11 protein-coding genes are annotated in these 16,334 nt (G+C 60.9%); 1 reads left to right on the top strand and 10 read right to left on the bottom strand.

Annotation, left to right across the window (positions count from 1 at the left end):
* Positions 1–249: 249 nt before the first annotated feature.
* On the top strand, positions 250–756 hold the full coding sequence (locus tag BN1233_RS21235; RefSeq protein WP_046865614.1) for a helix-turn-helix domain-containing protein: 507 nt from the start codon (positions 250–252) through the stop codon (positions 754–756).
* Between the two features lie 15 nt (positions 757–771).
* On the opposite strand, the gene rfbA is transcribed toward BN1233_RS21235, so the two are convergent.
* The 10 genes from rfbA to BN1233_RS21185 all read right to left on the bottom strand — a co-directional run bounded on the left by rfbA (position 772) and on the right by BN1233_RS21185 (position 16,241).
* Positions 772–1,653: a glucose-1-phosphate thymidylyltransferase RfbA gene (rfbA, locus tag BN1233_RS21230; RefSeq protein WP_046865613.1), complete on the bottom strand. Its 882-nt coding sequence runs from the start codon at positions 1,651–1,653 to the stop codon at positions 772–774.
* Positions 1,653–2,555, bottom strand: coding sequence for a dTDP-4-dehydrorhamnose reductase (gene rfbD / locus BN1233_RS21225; protein ID WP_046865612.1), 903 nt, complete (start codon positions 2,553–2,555; stop codon positions 1,653–1,655). The genes rfbA and rfbD overlap by 1 nt, the downstream gene beginning before the upstream one ends.
* Positions 2,552–3,127: a dTDP-4-dehydrorhamnose 3,5-epimerase gene (rfbC, locus tag BN1233_RS21220; RefSeq protein ID WP_046865611.1), complete on the bottom strand. Its 576-nt coding sequence runs from the start codon at positions 3,125–3,127 to the stop codon at positions 2,552–2,554. Before rfbC ends, rfbD begins: the two co-directional genes overlap by 4 nt.
* A gap of 32 nt (positions 3,128–3,159) precedes the next feature.
* Positions 3,160–4,221, bottom strand: a complete 1,062-nt coding sequence (gene rfbB / locus BN1233_RS21215; RefSeq protein ID WP_046865610.1) for a dTDP-glucose 4,6-dehydratase — start codon at positions 4,219–4,221, stop codon at positions 3,160–3,162.
* A 106-nt stretch (positions 4,222–4,327) separates the two neighbouring features.
* Positions 4,328–6,649 (bottom strand): glycosyltransferase family 2 protein, encoded by a 2,322-nt coding sequence (locus BN1233_RS21210; RefSeq protein ID WP_048708580.1) that lies wholly within the window; start codon positions 6,647–6,649, stop codon positions 4,328–4,330.
* The gene (locus BN1233_RS43140) at positions 6,646–9,237 is read right to left on the bottom strand and encodes a glycosyltransferase (RefSeq protein ID WP_048708582.1); all 2,592 of its coding nucleotides are present in this window, start codon (positions 9,235–9,237) and stop codon (positions 6,646–6,648) included. The genes BN1233_RS21210 and BN1233_RS43140 overlap by 4 nt, the downstream gene beginning before the upstream one ends.
* On the bottom strand, positions 9,234–10,016 hold the full coding sequence (locus tag BN1233_RS21200; RefSeq protein ID WP_082145569.1) for a class I SAM-dependent methyltransferase: 783 nt from the start codon (positions 10,014–10,016) through the stop codon (positions 9,234–9,236). The genes BN1233_RS43140 and BN1233_RS21200 overlap by 4 nt, the downstream gene beginning before the upstream one ends.
* A 40-nt stretch (positions 10,017–10,056) precedes the next feature.
* Positions 10,057–13,785, bottom strand: coding sequence for a glycoside hydrolase family 99-like domain-containing protein (locus BN1233_RS21195; protein ID WP_048708584.1), 3,729 nt, complete (start codon positions 13,783–13,785; stop codon positions 10,057–10,059).
* Between the two features lie 52 nt (positions 13,786–13,837).
* A complete protein-coding gene (locus BN1233_RS21190; RefSeq protein ID WP_187144337.1) occupies positions 13,838–15,097 on the bottom strand; it encodes a polysaccharide pyruvyl transferase family protein in 1,260 nt (419 codons plus the stop codon).
* Between the two features lie 55 nt (positions 15,098–15,152).
* Entirely contained in the window at positions 15,153–16,241 is a 1,089-nt protein-coding gene (locus tag BN1233_RS21185) for a hypothetical protein (protein WP_046865608.1), read from the bottom strand.
* Positions 16,242–16,334 lie beyond the last annotated feature (93 nt).

Raw genomic sequence — 16,334 nt, 5'->3', positions numbered from 1 at the left:
TTCTTTGGCGGCCTTGAGACCAAACTCAGGATCTCAGGATCAAAGATGGGCATGACCGCAGAATCTGCGAGACACGACTGAGTGTTGGACTGAAACGCGGTTCGTAGTCGCGGTTTACGGCCGATGCAAGGCACGGGTGCGAGCTTTCAGGCAATCATCCTGTTGTCCCGAGTGGGAGCAGCCAGATTTCACGATTGACCCTAAGAGCTTGAAGTAGAATTATTGAGTTGGTGACGGAGAGGAAACTCGATGATGGCAAGCAACAGCGCTTCTGAGATTGCGTTGCCGCGAGAAGCGCGCAGCAAGCTCCAGAAGGCTCAATTTGCCGAGCGCCTGCGGGCAATCATGGAACACCAGGGCTTGACGATCGCAGAAACAGCTCGGCGCGTCCGGCAGCAATTGCCGAACGGCGAGGGATTCGACGATACAAACCTGATCCATTATCGTCAGGGGCGTTCATTACCGCGTCCAGGCCATCTCGAGGCGCTCGGCCGCGCCTTGGGAGTATCTGCGTCCGACCTCCTGGGTACCGAGATGAGCGCCAAACTCAGTGGTGCTAAGCAGAGGGGGACCGTGGCTCGCCTCAGGCATTCGCCTCAGCCTGAGAATATTGAAGCCAAGCACGCTGCCCCAATGATTCAGGCCATGGAAGATTATGGAGAGAACGTTCTTCTGCGGATCGAGCAGTTCGTGCCCTGGCCGGTCGCGATGCGAATCCTTCAGTTGTTGAAGGACCCGCATGCAGCAACGCCATAACGCTCTCTCCTGTTGTCAGGCCCTAGTCGCCGCCTCCGCGGCGATCCGAAGCAGATATTGGCCATAGGAGCTTTTGGCGAGTTCGGCTCCCAAACTGGCGAGTTGTGTCCGGTCGATCCAGCCGGCTGTGAAGGCAATTTCCTCGGGACAGGCGATCCGGAATCCCTGCCGCTTCTCGAGAGCCCGGACGAACTCCGCAGCTTCGACGAGACTGTCCGGCGTACCAGTGTCGAGCCAGGCATAGCCACGTCCCATGAGTTCAACCTGTAGCTGTCCTCGCTCGAGATAGGCACGGTTCACGTCGGTAATCTCGAGTTCGCCGCGTGCCGACGGACGCAAGCCCTCTGCGATGTCCACCACCTGCTCGTCGTAGAAATACAGGCCCGTCACGGCCCAATTCGAGCGCGGACTTGACGGCTTCTCCTCGATCGAGATCGCGCGCCCCTGGGAGTCGAACTCGACGACGCCATACCGTTTCGGATCGTTTACATGATAGGCAAAGACTGAGGCTCCGGTCCGACGTCCCGAAGCAGAGCGAAGCAGGTCGGTCAGGCCGTGACCGTAATAGACATTGTCGCCCAGAATGAGAACGGACGGCCCGCCGGCGACGAACTCGGCGCCGATGATGTAGGCCTGCGCGAGCCCCTCCGGTTTGGGCTGCTCAGCATAGGATAGCCGAATGCCCCACTGATCACCGCTGCCGAGGAGCTGCCTGAACCGCGGCAGGTCATCCGGCGTGGAGATGATCAGGATCTCCCTAATGCCTGCGAGCATCAGCGTCGTCAGGGGGTAGTAGATCATCGGCTTGTCGTAGATCGGCAACAGCTGCTTCGAGGTGACATGCGTCATCGGATGCAGCCGCGTGCCGGAGCCCCCGGCCAGGATAATGCCCTTCATTATACAGTCTCCTCGAGGCGCTCCCGGAGGAGCCGTTGGACGCATTGAAAAACGGCAATTTCCCACCGCGGTAGCACGACCGCATGGTTCGCCGCGAGCTTGGAACAGTCGAGGCACGAATTCGCGGGCCTGACCGCTGGAGTCGGATATTCAGCCGTCGTGATCGATCGTACCCGTGCACTCGGTCCGTCGGATTCTGCGGAGACCTTGAAGATGAAGCGCGCGAATTCGGCCCATGTGGTGTGGCCTGTTCCCGTCATGTGGAACACGCCTCGCAGACGAGGATCATCCGGCCAAGCTAGAAGGTTGCGGGCAACTGCGATGATGCCGTCTACGATATCGTAAGCGCCCGTGGGCGAGCCATGCTGGTCTGCAACCACGGCGACCTCGTCCCGCTCCTCGGCGAGACGGAGCATCGTCCTGACGAAGTTCTTGCCAAATGGGCTGAACACCCAGGCGGTGCGAAGGATGGCGTGGTCGGGCTGCGCATCCGCCACTGCGTATTCGCCGGCCAGCTTGGACCGACCGTAGATGCCGAGCGGGCTGACGGGATCATCCTCACGATATGGCTCGTCGCTCTGGCCATTGAAGACGTAGTCGGTAGACAGATGGATGATGGGCACGCTCTTGTGGCGTGCCGCGGCGGCCACCGCTCCGGCGCCAATCTCGTTTACGGCGTAGGCGGTCTTCGGGTCCGTCTCAGCCCCGTCGACGGCTGTATAGGCTGCCGCGTTCACGATGATGTCCGTCTCGATCGGCCTGAGCGCATCCATCACGCTGTCCGGGTCGGCCAAGTTGAGCACGGGACGACCAATCGTGCTCACCGCGATGCCGTGCTCTGGACCGCGCTCCGCGAGCGCCCGTGCGACCTGCCCGGCGACGCCCGTTACAAGCATTCTCATTGCGCCACCCGTCTTTGGGAAAAGGGAGATTCGAGATCAACAAGCCGCGGATGCTTCCGGTCCTTGTCATTGAGGATGGCCGCATCAGCAGCAACGGGCCAGTCGATCGCCAGCGCAGGATCGTCCCACGCCAGGCCGTGATCGTGGGCCGCGGAATAATAGCCCGATACCTTGTAGACGACCTCGCAGTCAGGCTCGAGCGTGCAGAACCCGTGGGCAAAGCCGACTGGCACCAGCAATTGCCGCCAATTCTCGCTCGAGAGTTCAACGGCCACGTGCCGGCCGAATGTCGGCGAGGAGCGGCGGATATCAACCGCCACGTCGAGCACACGGCCACGAACCACGCGCACCAGTTTGTCCTGGGCAAAGGGTGGTGACTGGAAATGCAGTCCACGAACAACGCCTGCCTTGGCGGACCAGGAATGATTGTCCTGAACAAAGGCAATCGAAATGCCCGCCTGAGCAAAACGATCTTGATTGTAAGTCTCGGAAAAAAAGCCCCGTTCGTCACCGAACCGCTTTGGCGTCAGTATTTTGACGTCGGGAATTGCCGTCTCTTCGACCTCGAGCACTGGGATCTCCTTTCAGCTATGTCTGTTCCGTCTCAAACGGCGATGCCGAGACGCTCTCCGCGATAAACGCCGGACCGGACCCGCTGCCACCAGCCCCGGTTTTCCAGATACCATTCGACTGTCTTGCGAAGGCCGGATTGGAAAGTTTCGGCAGGGCGCCAGCCCAGCTCCCGCTCGATCTTGCTGGCGTCGATCGCGTAGCGCAGATCATGCCCCGGCCGGTCGGTGACATACTCGATGAGCTGGTGGCGAGGTCCGATCGATGAACTGGGGGCCAGTTCGTCGAGCAAAGTGCAGATCTCCGATACGACGTCGATATTCCTGCGCTCGTTCCATCCTCCGATATTGTAGTTCTCTCCGGCACGCCCACGCTCCGCTACCAGGATGAGTGCATCCGCATGATCCTCGACATAGAGCCAGTCCCGGACATTCTCTCCACGTCCGTAGACCGGCAATGCCTTCCCTTCGAGCGCGTTGATGATCATCAGCGGAATGAGCTTCTCGGGGAAATGATATGGACCGTAATTGTTGGAGCAGTTCGTCACCAGCGTGGGCAATCCGAAGGTGTGATGCCACGCACGCACGAAATGATCGGAGGCCGCTTTCGATGCGGAATAGGGAGAGTTCGGCTGGTAAGGATAAGTTTCATGGAAAAATCCTTCCGGACCGAGGCTCCCGAACACCTCATCCGTGGAGATATGATGAAAGCGAAAAGTCGAGCGGCGCTCTGCATCGAGCCCGCGCCAATAGGCGAGCGCCGCCTGCAGCATCGTGAAGGTGCCAACCACATTGGTCTGAACGAACTCTCCAGGCGCATCAATCGAGCGGTCGACATGACTCTCTGCAGCCAAGTGCATGATCACGTCGGGCTCGAACGACCCCACCAGCTGCTGGATACGCCGTGCATCGGCGACGTCCACGCGATGAAAGCTGAACCGATCGCTTTGACTGACCGGATGCAGGGATTCCATGTTACCCGCATAGGTCAGCTTATCGATGACTAGGACGCGATGGGGTGTCTCGGCAATGAGCTTGCGGACCACGGCAGAGCCGATGAACCCGGCCCCACCGGTTACGATGAACTTTTTCGACATTCCAGTATAACCTCGCAATGAATAAGGAACGCGTCGAACTGCCGACGCGCGGGGCGAAATCGTCCTGCACGTTACAGGATTGCTGGCACGGCTTTGGAGATCTCGCTCATCGTGCTGACCGAGCACGCGGGGGCCAAGCAAGGCCCGAGAACGGGTAGATGTCGAGAGCAAGATTGGGATTGTAGTAGGGATCATCTGCCAGCACCGCTCCCCAGCGCTGGCGAAGCAGATTGCTTTCCCGTCGGAAGCGGCTCACCTGCTGTTTACTTTCATCCTGGCTGCGCGAAGCAGCCTCGTGATGCAGCAACCGGGTATGCGGCGTCACCACGATTCGCTTGTTCTGCGCGCGCAAGCGCAGACAGAGATCGACGTCGTTGAACAGGACAGGAAACGCCGTCTCGTCGAACCCTCCGAGGGATAGAAAATCGGCGCGGCGCATCATGAGACAAGCACCGGTCACGGCGCTGGTTTCGTGAGCGGATCGCAGCAGGTCGCCGTAGCCGGCATCCTCCCGGGAACAATCATTGAAGGCATGCGCGACCGAGAAATTCGGACCGAGCACCACCCCGCCGTGCTGAACCATCCCGTTTGGCCAGGTCAGCACGGGAGCCACCGCTCCCGTCGAAGGCTCGACCAGCCGGGAGGCAAGCTCCAGAAGCCAATCAGGATCCTGAATCTCCGTATCGTTGTTCAGGAAACAGACGAACGATCCACTGGCGGCTGCCACTCCGAGATTGTTGAGACGGGAGTAGTTGAACGGCCCGGGCGCATGGATCACGACACCGTGCTCCGCTGCTGCAAGCTCATCGAGGAAAGCCTGTGCTTCCGGATCGACCGATCCATTATCCACCAGGACGATCTCGTACTGGACATGGCGTGTCTGCGCTCGGATGGATTCCACACACGCTTTGAGCAACCCTGGCCGGTCCCGAGTCGGGATGACGATGGAGACCCTCTCGGATGCCTCCCATGAGCGGCTCACGCGGACCTGCGAGAACAAGGCCTCCGTCCCGAGCGAGAGTTTAGCTGGAACCTCTCGCACCGTGAGGTGATCCGCCACCGCGCGTTTCAGCGTATCTCCGTCCCATAGCATCCTGCGCGGCACCCGAGCGAGGCATTCCGGCACATGGACGACCTTGCCCTGAATATCGGAACCGGACTGGTCGAACAGTGAAAGCAGAAGCCGCGGAAGCGACAGGCTCTCGGTAGAACCTAAGTTCAGATCGTCGATCCTGACGGCGAAGAGACGGGCCGCGTAGCCCTGCTCCAACATCCGCTCGTAGTCGAAGGAGCCGAAGAAGAGCGGCTTTTCGCCATCACCATCGTCGGCGACGAGATCGCAATAGGCGGCTCTCGCCTGCGGTGCGTCTCGCAGGGTCCTGGCCAGCTTGGCGATCGCATCCGGATAGAGGTGCACATCGCTCGTGGTCAGGATCGCGATTTCTTCGCCCTCACGGTCGGCCTTCAGCGCCTCTCCTACGTCGGCCCACCCGAATTCTCCATCGGATCCCGGCGAGATCACGAGCGCTCCGCTCCATGCGGAATGGGTTTGCTCAGCGAGTCTCTCAAAGGCTTCGGAGCCGTCGTCTTCACCACCGATGATCACGACACGCACGGGCGTCTCGGGCATTGGTTCCGTCAGATTGGGCGGAAACCGACCGCACCACTCGTCATAGGAAGAGAAAGGCAGCGACATCGGGAAGAGGCGCTCGAACCATCGGGCGCGCTGCATTTCACAGACGGGCCCGCCATGCGACTCCAGGTATCGGACGAGCCCGTCCTCGAAGGCGAGAACGAAGAGTGGGCTGCCTTCTAGCTCATCACCGAACGTGGTCTCAATGCGCAGTTCGTGGACGCGCCCGTCTGCAAGATCGGTCGGCAATGTCACGTCGAACGGCTGCTCGGTCGGGTTCCGGGCACGTTCCGACGAAGTCCACTGTTGTGGCAAGACTTCGGCCAGGAGATCGAGACCCTCATAGACTCTGACGACGGGTGGAAACCGATCTTGCTGAGCGCGCACCTGCCCCACGAGACGAAGTCCGCCCACCCACTCGACACGGCCGAGAGTCGGTGTGCTGAGTTGGGCAGGATCGAGCTGCAGGTCGATGGGCTCCCCAACGGCGACATCCGAGTTGGCCAGACGGGCGTGGAGTAGCGTGCGTCCCTCGAGCTGCCTTGCTGTCGGCTCGAATACGAATCCGTAGCACCCGTCGCCGCAGCCCCGGTCCAAAAGGGTCCGCACGAAGCGGTCTGCGCGAACGAGCGCCAGTGGTTCTCCGTCGGCGCAGATTTCCACAACGTACCGCGAGTCGGGATTGACCGGGTCGAAGACATGCCCCGTAAAGTAGCGCTCACTCGCCCGAACCATGTCGAGAAGCGGAATCGTCCCATAAGCCTGCATGGCACGCTGTCCGGCCCGGTTGCTCATGCGGCATGAGCCCAGGCATGGAGCGCCCGCGCAACCTCACGTGCCTTCATGGAGCGTGGCAAATAGAGATTGTCCCGGTCTCTTCTGTTCTCGGGTTCGCCGAAGCGTGCGACGGGGAGTGAGAGACTGCTGCACAGCCGCGTCATCGCAGCGGGCGGCTCGAGACGGCGCGATGGAAAGAACATCTTCTTGACCGAAAGCCGGCGCGCCAGATGGAGCGCGTCGCCGCACTCCGCCTCGCCCGTTACGAACACCGGGCCGGCGGCCTTCAGCACGAGATCTCGCAGCGTCTCGCCGAAGCAGATCAGGCTCGCGCCATCGTCCTCCTGCTGGAAGACGTTCGCAATCTCGATAACGAGGTCGACCACGGCGGGTTGGGCTCCGTCGCCCCAGACGCCAACGCGGGGCAGCGTCGAATGCTCGCGGACGGTCGGAGGAACCGGCGCCGGTTCCACGACCCTGATCGCATTCGCGAGGCCAGGGATCCGGCGTTCGAGCGCGAATTTCACGCGACGGTCGGGAACGATGATCGATTCGGCGCACCGCAGGAGTGTCACCAGCGCGATTTGATCGGACTTGGCGTCGGCGGGGCGACGAGCCCGATGAAGACCCTCGATGTCGCAGATACATGGCCCCTGGCAGACCGGACAGCCGCGCTCGGTGCGCGCGATCGTGCACAGCAATCCCCGATCATGCACATGCACCGTCAGAGCTTTTCCTGCGGACGGCAGGATTGTCAGGACCTCCGATGGGATTCGCGACGGATCGCACACAACACAACGGCTCACGGGAATTGTCGCGAGATCCTGCCCGAAGCCCCGTGTCGCGTCCTGCCATGCGTATGAGAAGGTCAAGTTCTGCGGAACCTGCCCTTTGCTGTTGCGCAAGCGCACAGATATCCGCCCAGCCCCTGTTCCGACACGCGCGACCACAACGGGTTCGCCGGCCGCCTCTTCGGATGCGACCAGCTCCTCCACGGACGAACGGTCCGTGTCTTCCGGCACAGCCAGCAGAATGAAGGGTTCGGAGCCGGGAAGGAGATCTCGTTCCAGTGCCTGCCGCGCCCCTTTCAGGGGATCCTGGTCGACGAAGGCCGCTACGGCGGCGTCAAAGCCGCGATAGGCTGCCGCGATCGCCTTGGCGTTGCGATGGACGAGCGGCGCCTTCTCGGTTTTGAAGGACCTGCTTCCGGCATGTCCAACGAATACATCCGCAGCGCAGATGCTCCGCCAGCCGACTACCTTTGCACGCAAGCAGAATTCCACATCCTCGTAGTAGCCGCGTCCAAAGTGGTAGCTGAACTTCCCCACGTCGCGCAGGCACGAACGCGTAATGTAGAGGCAGAAGCCGATGCCGTTCGGCAGTTCGATGCTCAATCCGGCGTTAGCCCTCGCGGCGGCCCGGTGCAGTCGCTCGACCATAGTGGCGTCCGGCAAGTCGTTGCTCCGGAACGCAGCCGGGAAGCTCGTATACTCGCCGTTATTGGAAAGGGGGGTCGCCGTTCCGATGTCCGGAGCCACGTTTGCGGACCGACTGAGAGCGTCGAGGAAGCCCGGCGGCACGAGCGTATCCGCATTCAGGAGACATACGTCCTCGTCACCGACGGTATCGAGCGCAGTGTTGACGCTCGCCGCGAATCCGAGATTCCGGCGATGGCGGAAGAGCTCGATCGCACCCTGCTCATGCAGGTTGTCGAGATAGGCTGCGATACGCAAGTCCGGAGTAGCATCGTCGATGACCACGATGCGACGCTCGACGAGCATCGGACGATCGGCCAAGAGACCGTCGAAACACTGACGTGTCGCCTCGAAGTCATCATAGACCGGAACGATCACGGCGACGCGCCGCCTCGTATATTGCCGCACACCTTCGGTCCAGGTGGTCAAGGGGGGCACGACGCGCGGCGTACGCCGCGCTCTCGTGTGCTGCGCTCCGACGAGAGCACCCCGCCTCCCCGCAAAGTGCAGGGTGACATGGTCCCCGACCTGTGACCACGGGATCCTGACCATGGCGGCAGCGTATTGCGGGTCGGTGAGGGGATGCCCTTCGTCCCGCTGAAGGCAAATCTGACCCGACCAGATATCTCCCTCGACGATCAGCGTAGGCTCATCGCCATCCACCCAAGCGACCCAGCCCTCGATGGCCTCGATACCCGGCCTGCACGATCCGACGGGGCCCTGACCCGTACGGTTCAGGAATCGCAGAACCTGCTGGAGATTGTTCCAGTCCGTCTCACGAGCAAGAATCCTCCGGGCTGCCTCGAGGCGCTCGCCAATCTCACCGGATCTCAAGAGCAGACGGTTGGCGGCAAGATTGTCCGGATCGATGGACAAAGCCAGCCGAAGGTCCTCGCGCGCGGCATCGCTCTCCCCAAGCCCGGCCAAGGCCGAGGCGCGCAGCAGAAATGCTTCGATGGAGGCAAGGGGTCTGATCCGGCACCGGCGATCTGCCAGCGCATAGGCATCGACGAAACGCGACTGGCGCAAGGCCGAAAGGGCCTCCCGCTCGAGAGATCCCGCATGCTGGACCGGATCCAGGGACAGGGCCGGCGCAAAAAGCGGACCGCCGACCTCGAACTCCGTGGTCACGATGCCTTCCTCGTCTCCTCGTCGAGCGAGAAGTTGAGACCGCTTCGCGCGAGCACGTCGACGATGCCCCCTACGTCAGCCGCCGGCATGAATGCGACGGCCCAGACCTCGAGTTGCGGCGTCCGCGTGGTTCGTGCCTCCTCGAAGCCGGCCTCGATCAGCAGACGCCCGAGCCGGTCCTGGGTGAAGCCGGTACCATGCCGCATGAACTCGTTGCCCTGCTCGATCGAGCGTTGATGGCCGTACAGCATGTCGAGCGGGGTGATTGGACCGGCCGGCGACTGATAGACGACTGAATCGATTCCGTCCCGCAGGATCAGTTCGGCGACCGATTCAAGATCGGGCGAACGGATCAGGGCAAAGCCGTCGGGCCTGAGAACCCTAACGAACTCCCGCAGGGCCGGGAGAACCTCGTGCCCTCTGACGTGCTCGAGATTGTGCGAACTCCAGATCCCGTCGAAGGCGGCATTTTCCACCGCCGCCGACATGTCCGTCACCGAGCAGACCAGATCGGGATCGGTCGCAACATCGACGTCGAGGCGAACCTCCGCCCATTGGTCGCTGCGGAAGATCGCGTGCAGTCGGCCGTCCGAGGCAGCGCCCGAGCCGACATGGAGAACCCGCCGCCGAGTCGCTCCCGATGGGCCCCGGATGCTTGGGTTCTTCAAAGCGGCACCTTCCGGTCGAGACAGGCCGGACGACTCATCGGTCGCGCGCGCTGTCCTGTTGGAACGGAACGGCCGAACTCTCCCTTCCAGGGAGGACGAATCAACCTTCATTCTTGCCCTCTGTAGTTCCGACCAGGCGATCTCATGCAGTCTATTGGTTCATATTCGCGAGAACTCGCTGCGGGGCGCTCTCCGCCTGCGGGACCGTGAGCCCGAACTGATCCCTGAGCTCCCTAATATAGGCCTGCTGCTTCGTCTGCACGTCGCGCGAGGGGACCTTGATCAGCGATTTGATGACTGCATGGATTTGCCCGATCTCGTTGAGCTGAGCATTGCGCGCCTGTGAGTGCGTCGCGCTCGCCGCATGGCGCCGATGGACATTCAGGCTTTTGGGAATGAAGCCGATCCGCGCCCCCTCCCGAGCGCTCACATGCGCGTAAATTCTCCAGTCGCCGGCAACCTTGTATTTGGGGAGCTCTGCCTCCAGCGCGGCGAGCGCGTCTTCCAGAGCGTCACGCCGCCACAGGACCGAGCTGACGTTGAGGATGAGATTCTTGGTGCTCAGCAACTCCGCGAGGAATTGCTGACCTTCCATCGCGAAGGGCTTGTCGAAGGCCTCTCCATGAACCGTCTTGAAGTAGTAGTTATAGCTGTCTGCCAGGAGCTTCCCGTCGGTATCGATCTGTTTCGAATCCGTGAAGCAGAGGAGGCAGTCATTCGCCTCCATGAAGGCGATCGTCTCCTCCAGGAATGTCGGCTCCGAGAGGTCGTCGGCCTCCGCGATCCAGACATACTTGCCGCGTGCCAGACGGACGCCGGCGCTCCACTGTGCAAACGGTGAGCCTGAATTCTGAGTATTCAGCCGCGGCACGATCCAGGGTCGATGGGTTTCGCAGAGCTCCGCAATGATTGCTGCGCTCCCGTCCTTCGAGCGGTCGTCGAGAAGCAGAACCTGCGACGGCTTGTACGTCTGGTCGAGGACGCTTTCCACCCGTGAAGTTAGATATGCCTCATAATTGTAGTTGGGCACGATTGCCGAAACAGCCGGCCCGGCCGCGTCGAGCGCTTCGAGAAGGGTGTAGACGTAATGCGAGAAAGAGAAATCTCGGCGCATGAGATCGGCTCTCTCGGAGCGGCTCGCAGCCGTGTCCAAGGCGATCTGGCGCTGCAACTCGAGAGCGGCGGACTCTAGCGAGAACGGGCGGGCGCAGGCCCCCAGGATTTCATTGCTCCCGACCAGGTCGGCGATCCCCCCTGTTCCGGCGTAGCAGACCACCGGCACACCGACCGCAAGCGCCTCAAGGGCCACCGTCGGGAAAGGGTCCTCGCGTGAGGTCAGAAAAAAGACGTCCGCATGGCGCAGATGACCGTAAACGTCATCCGTGAACGGCACATGCTTGAAGTTCGCCCCGGCGGGCTTGACCCATTCCTTCAGGCTCGGATCGACATTGCCGATCCAGACGAATTCGCCTGGAATTCCATTGGCCGCAAAATAATCCGCCAGAGACACGAAAAGATCGTAGCCTTTTCGCATGTCCGCATAGCCAAGATTTGTGATGACGGGCGCCTTCCGGCGCGGCGCCTTCGCGGGTGCCGCCGCGGTTTCGACCGGCGGCTTGTAGATGCCCTGCGGGAATACCCTCCCGCTTGCGACGGGTTTGCCAACGACAGCCTCGAAGTCGCGCTTCACGCGGTCCGCGGCAAATACGACGGCGTCGGAGAACCTCGCGATGTCATTGCAGTTTTCCTCAAGGTTCCGCTCTCGAACGAGATTCGCCATCTCGTGGACGAGAGAGACGACCTTGTAGGATCGCGCCTTGAGCGCGGGGACGACACGCCCTGAGACGACCGTGTTGGTGATCGCCACCTGATAGGCCGAGAGTTCAGGGCTACCCAGCGTTTCCTCGAGCATCCGGGGGCCATCGATGATCCGGAAGTAGTCGCTGACGGCCCGATACTGGTCCTCCATGGGCCCGCCTCGCAAAAGCAGGATCGCCACTCTGAAACCGAAGCTTCTAAGCTGCCGCGCGACGTTCAGGAGCAGCAACTGCGCACCGTGCCGGTAGGCATCGTGCCCCACGAGCAGGACCGAGCCACTCGGGCGCTTAGCATGTGCGAGGTGTATGGCTTCGCTCGTCGCCTGCAAGTAGGCCATGCCATAATGGACATCGGGCTCGAGATAGGTGCCCTCGCACCACTCGTTCCAGGCATTGATTGCCACGACTGACCGGCCGAAGACCGGATAGCGCTTCGCATATCGGATGAGATGCGCAAGCCAATCCCGATACTTGTCCGGCGTCGAGCCGTGAATGACGGTCCCGCGGCCAGGCCGGCGCGCCTCGTTGTCCCACATGGGCATGGCGGTCCGCACGAGCGGAAACGGCTCGCGGCCGACCTCCTTCGACCGCGCGATGTAGTCGGCGTACGAGAAGATCATGCCTCGATATCCCGGATCGAGCATCGTGACCTTGTCGTTGATCGGCTGCAGTCCCTGGCCGATCTTGTGAGGCGGGAACTCGATCGCGCCATCGAGCCCGAAAACACGCGGATCGGTATCCCCGAACCCTTGCACCATGAACATCAAAGGTGCTTGGCCGCAGGCTCGCGCGATGGCCTCGCGCAATCGTGCAATGTATCGTTTCGGCTCCGGAATGATGCCTGGTCGATAAAGCACGAAGAACGGTCGTCCATCGATGCGGTAATAGTTCTCGTGCCGCATGTGCCGGCCGATATCGGCCGCAATGACATCCAGCGAATCGAGGCTGAAATGCTGCTCCTTGATGACGTCTCGGTCGAACCCGTCCCAGGTCTTGGTCCAGTTCTCGTTGGCCCAGATCAGGAAGAAGTCGAGACTGGTCTGCGCCTCCATGAAAATCTCGATGGGGAGGTCCAGGACGCGGTCGCCGTCGAAATTGTAGTAGTAGAACCCGAAGCCGCGCAGCCCAGCCGCTTCCGCGAGGGCGATCTGGTCATCCAGCGAGGCCGGGGCACGAAGGTCATAGAACCCGAGATCGCGCGGAATGCGCGGCTGGAAATGCCCTTCGAATCTTGGCAGGCCGCGTGCGATGTTGCGCCATTCCGTGAAGCCCTTTCCCCAAGCGGCATCATTCTCCGGGATTGGATGAAACTGCGGAAGGTAGTAGGCGAAGACATCGACCGTCGACGCAGTCTTCGTCTCCCGCCTGGGTAACGGCTGCAGTTCGCGCTTGAACTGCGGCCCGGGTGCCGTCCACTTCGCCGCCTCGCTGAAAACCGTCTTTTCGTCATCCGGATGAGTGACGAGACCGTTCTTCAGCCCCTCCCTGAGGAAGTGCGTAAACGCATCCGTCGCCGGGCCGATCCTGTGCCGCTGACGATAGAAGGTCGTAACGAACCGATCGCTGGGGTTCCGACCTTCGCTTCCGCCGTTTTGCAGGAAATGCTCATAAGGACGCAGGCCAGCCGCAGCGATATCAGGATAGGTCTCTAGATAGAATTTTCCAGAGAAATACGGATTTGGGGAGAATTCGACGTTCCGAGCATAGGAAAGGTAGTGGCCAAGTGCCGTGGCATGAATGCTGCCGTCGATCTCGGTCCCGTAAGCACTCCGATACCACTGTGCATCGAAATACAGAGAGGGATTAAGCCCTTCCTTTTCACCGACCGTGATGTAGTGCACGAGCGGATTGATGTCTCTCGAGAGGGCATCCCCGTTCTGCGCCTGGTAATAGGAGACCGAGAACAGGAAGTTGGGGTCCCGCTTCTCCGCGGACGCACTGTAGTACCAGTGTTGGACCGGATCTATCCCGGCAGCGCGGATGTCGGGATTTCGCTCGAGGTACCAATCCAAATCGAACAATCCGGACGCGCGAATCAGTTCGATCCAATCCTCATTGGTCATGTTCAATCCCGACGACGGAAACAATAATCTTGACTAGAAAAAACAGTTGAAACTACGCAGGCATTATCGCGTGTTCAGCTTCGGACCCGACGCGAGTAGGCTGAAGAGTATGCGAGACACCGTTCTTCTCGAGGAAGGTCCGGTAAGCCTCGTAGTTCGCCGACTGACGTGCAAGAAACGGCCCGACATCGGATTGCTTCCTGAGACCAAGGATATCGGTGTCCAGGTCCACTTCGCCGAGCGTTGAATGGGGAATCCCACTAAACTCGCACAGTTCCTGCGTACGGGAATCGTGGCAGATCACATGTGCCGCAACGCCGCTCAGGAGTGCTATCAGATTCCCGTGAAAGCGGGTGCCGAGAGAAAAGTCAACATCGCTCAGCCCCTCGGCCCAGTGCTCGATATCGAAGTAGATCTTGAACTTGGACCTCACCAAATCGCGAACCTCTTCGTCCGACAGTTCCAGCGCGAGGCTCTCTCTAATCCGCGCAGCGTTCTGCAAATCCTGCGCTGGATCAGAGGAGGTGAGTATGGCGAGTTCCTCGAGTTCGCTCTGCAGGATGAATTGGGAGTCGGTTTCTCGGCAAGCCTGATAGACGGCAGCCTCGAGTCTCTGCATTCGCGCCGGATCGCCTGAATGCGACATGACATTCCTCGACCCGTTGAACGAGACCCTGCCCGTCTCGCGCTTGCCGGCGTGGCGCTCAGCAATGGTTTCGGGCGAGTAGAGATAAAATGAAGGGCACCCGGTGATCTGCACATTTCGGATACCGAGCTTCTCCAGCACCTCCGCGGTATAGGCGCCGCGCACGCCGATCCGGTAGGTCCGATCAGCTATCGCCTGCACGAATCGCTTCGTGCCGGGAGCAATATCGGGCATGTGGCCCGATTTCGGAGCCTGAGCTCCGAGACCGACCATGACGCAGGGCAGATCAATCTTTTCGATCAGATCGGCGAAAGCGCCGAAGTCGAAACCGGAAAACAGGAAATTCGCGGCAGCTACCGCGATGTAGTCATATCCGCCGTCGCGCGGGGGATATTCCGGCGAGATTGATGTCACATCGGCATTAAGCTGACTCCGGAGTGAGTGTCCGATCAGCAAATTGCCTGAATTTCGACCACTCTGCTCAAAAACGTCCATCATGTCAGCCCGAGACGGATTACTGAGCCTGTAGGGAGCGCCGATGTAGAGAACACGCTGTTTTCTCATGAAAATTTCTGCTCCGATCGCTTCCTGAACATGATCCTGGTTACAGCAATATGACACCCACGCAAGGGTGTCGGATCTCCAAAATTCAGACTCGCCGGCCAAATGTCAGCTTCCGTTGCCCGTTGCAATTCGCACTTTGGTAGTCAGCCGCCGAGCCTCAGGTACCGCTGGTTGTGATCGTGACCGGAATGCGCGTAATCAGCCGGCCCGACTGGCGGCAGCCATCCAGAATGATCTTGACGGAATAGAGGAACGCACGGTTTCCAACACTCTCGAAGGCCTGCTCGGGTGCGTCGTGGTCGATCAGCGAGGGATAGCGGTAGACGGGCTCACAACCGGGTTCCTGGCGTGTCAGCGGCGCCTCGAGCAGCAATTTCTGCGGCCCCCAGTGTTTCATGTCGTCCGATACGGAATAGAAAACACCCGTCGTAGACCTGTCCCGGCTCGTGAAGATGGTCACGAATTTGCCGCTCTCTCGATGCCGCACAAGGCTGCGCGCTTCATGGTGAAGGCCCTCGACCGGTCTGCAGGCTTTATTCGGAGCGGCGCCGAGCTTGGAGAGGTCGGCCGTGAAGTCGGTGCCATCCCAGCCGAGCCAGCGCGAAGCGCCCCCGGATCGTTCGGTTCGAAACAGGCAGTTCCCTTGGGGCTGCCCTGCCATGCCCTCGCCGTAAACGAGCACGTAGAGGTGATCGCGATCCGCAATGATATTGGAAGCCGTGAAGAAGCCTACCCTACGAGCGCTCCTGGGAGAGTAGGACTCCTGCGGTGCGGCGACAATTGGCGCAGCCGCAGCGGGTTTGAAGTGCCGAGCATCTCCCCTCGAGACGTATTGCGTGATAGAACTGAACCAGCATGGAGGCCGCTGTCCCTCCGGCTCCGTCACCACGCACTGCCCTGGGTGACGTGTCCCGAGATACTCATGGCTCCCGAGGGCCAGAACGTCGCGCCCGTCCTTCGAGTATAGAGCCTGGATCCAGAACTTGTCGTCCGTGGCCTCCGGATCCGAGTTCTCGGCGCCCCGCCCGGCCGAGACGCAGGTCGGCCGGAGGCTAGCCCAATCAGGGCCAGCCATGAACCAGTTCGTCTCGAATGTCGCGAACAGGATGATCTCGCCTCCCGCCTCCCTGATGGCTCGCGCCGGGGAATCTGGAAACTGCTCCAGACCGCAGGGCACCCTGCGGCTGTCGAAGATCACTTCCTCCTGCGAGACATTCTCGATCGCCAGCATCGGCGTGTCCGGCATCGCACTTGCTCCGTTCGGCATTGCTGACGTAAACGCCAGCAGCACAGCTCCTGTCGCGGGTTTCATGCTTGTTCGCTGCCTTTCCGCCGTTTG

Origin of the sequence: Microvirga massiliensis, from assembly GCF_001006805.1 — a bacterium.
Lineage (GTDB): Bacteria > Pseudomonadota > Alphaproteobacteria > Rhizobiales > Beijerinckiaceae > Microvirga > Microvirga massiliensis.
This window is presented reverse-complemented; position numbering and strand designations above follow the sequence as displayed.

What these genes read in the sequence shown, in the direction of transcription:
- BN1233_RS21235 (WP_046865614.1), top strand. Translation starts at nt 250, where the DNA reads ATGATGGCAAGCAACAGCGCTTCTGAGATTGCGTTGCCGCGAGAAGCG.
- rfbA (WP_046865613.1), bottom strand. Translation starts at nt 1,653, where the DNA reads ATGAAGGGCATTATCCTGGCCGGGGGCTCCGGCACGCGGCTGCATCCG.
- rfbD (WP_046865612.1), bottom strand. Translation starts at nt 2,555, where the DNA reads ATGAGAATGCTTGTAACGGGCGTCGCCGGGCAGGTCGCACGGGCGCTC.
- rfbB (WP_046865610.1), bottom strand. Translation starts at nt 4,221, where the DNA reads ATGTCGAAAAAGTTCATCGTAACCGGTGGGGCCGGGTTCATCGGCTCT.
- BN1233_RS21210 (WP_048708580.1), bottom strand. Translation starts at nt 6,649, where the DNA reads ATGAGCAACCGGGCCGGACAGCGTGCCATGCAGGCTTATGGGACGATT.
- BN1233_RS21200 (WP_082145569.1), bottom strand. Translation starts at nt 10,016, where the DNA reads ATGAAGGTTGATTCGTCCTCCCTGGAAGGGAGAGTTCGGCCGTTCCGT.
- BN1233_RS21195 (WP_048708584.1), bottom strand. Translation starts at nt 13,785, where the DNA reads ATGACCAATGAGGATTGGATCGAACTGATTCGCGCGTCCGGATTGTTC.
- BN1233_RS21185 (WP_046865608.1), bottom strand. Translation starts at nt 16,241, where the DNA reads ATGCCGGACACGCCGATGCTGGCGATCGAGAATGTCTCGCAGGAGGAA.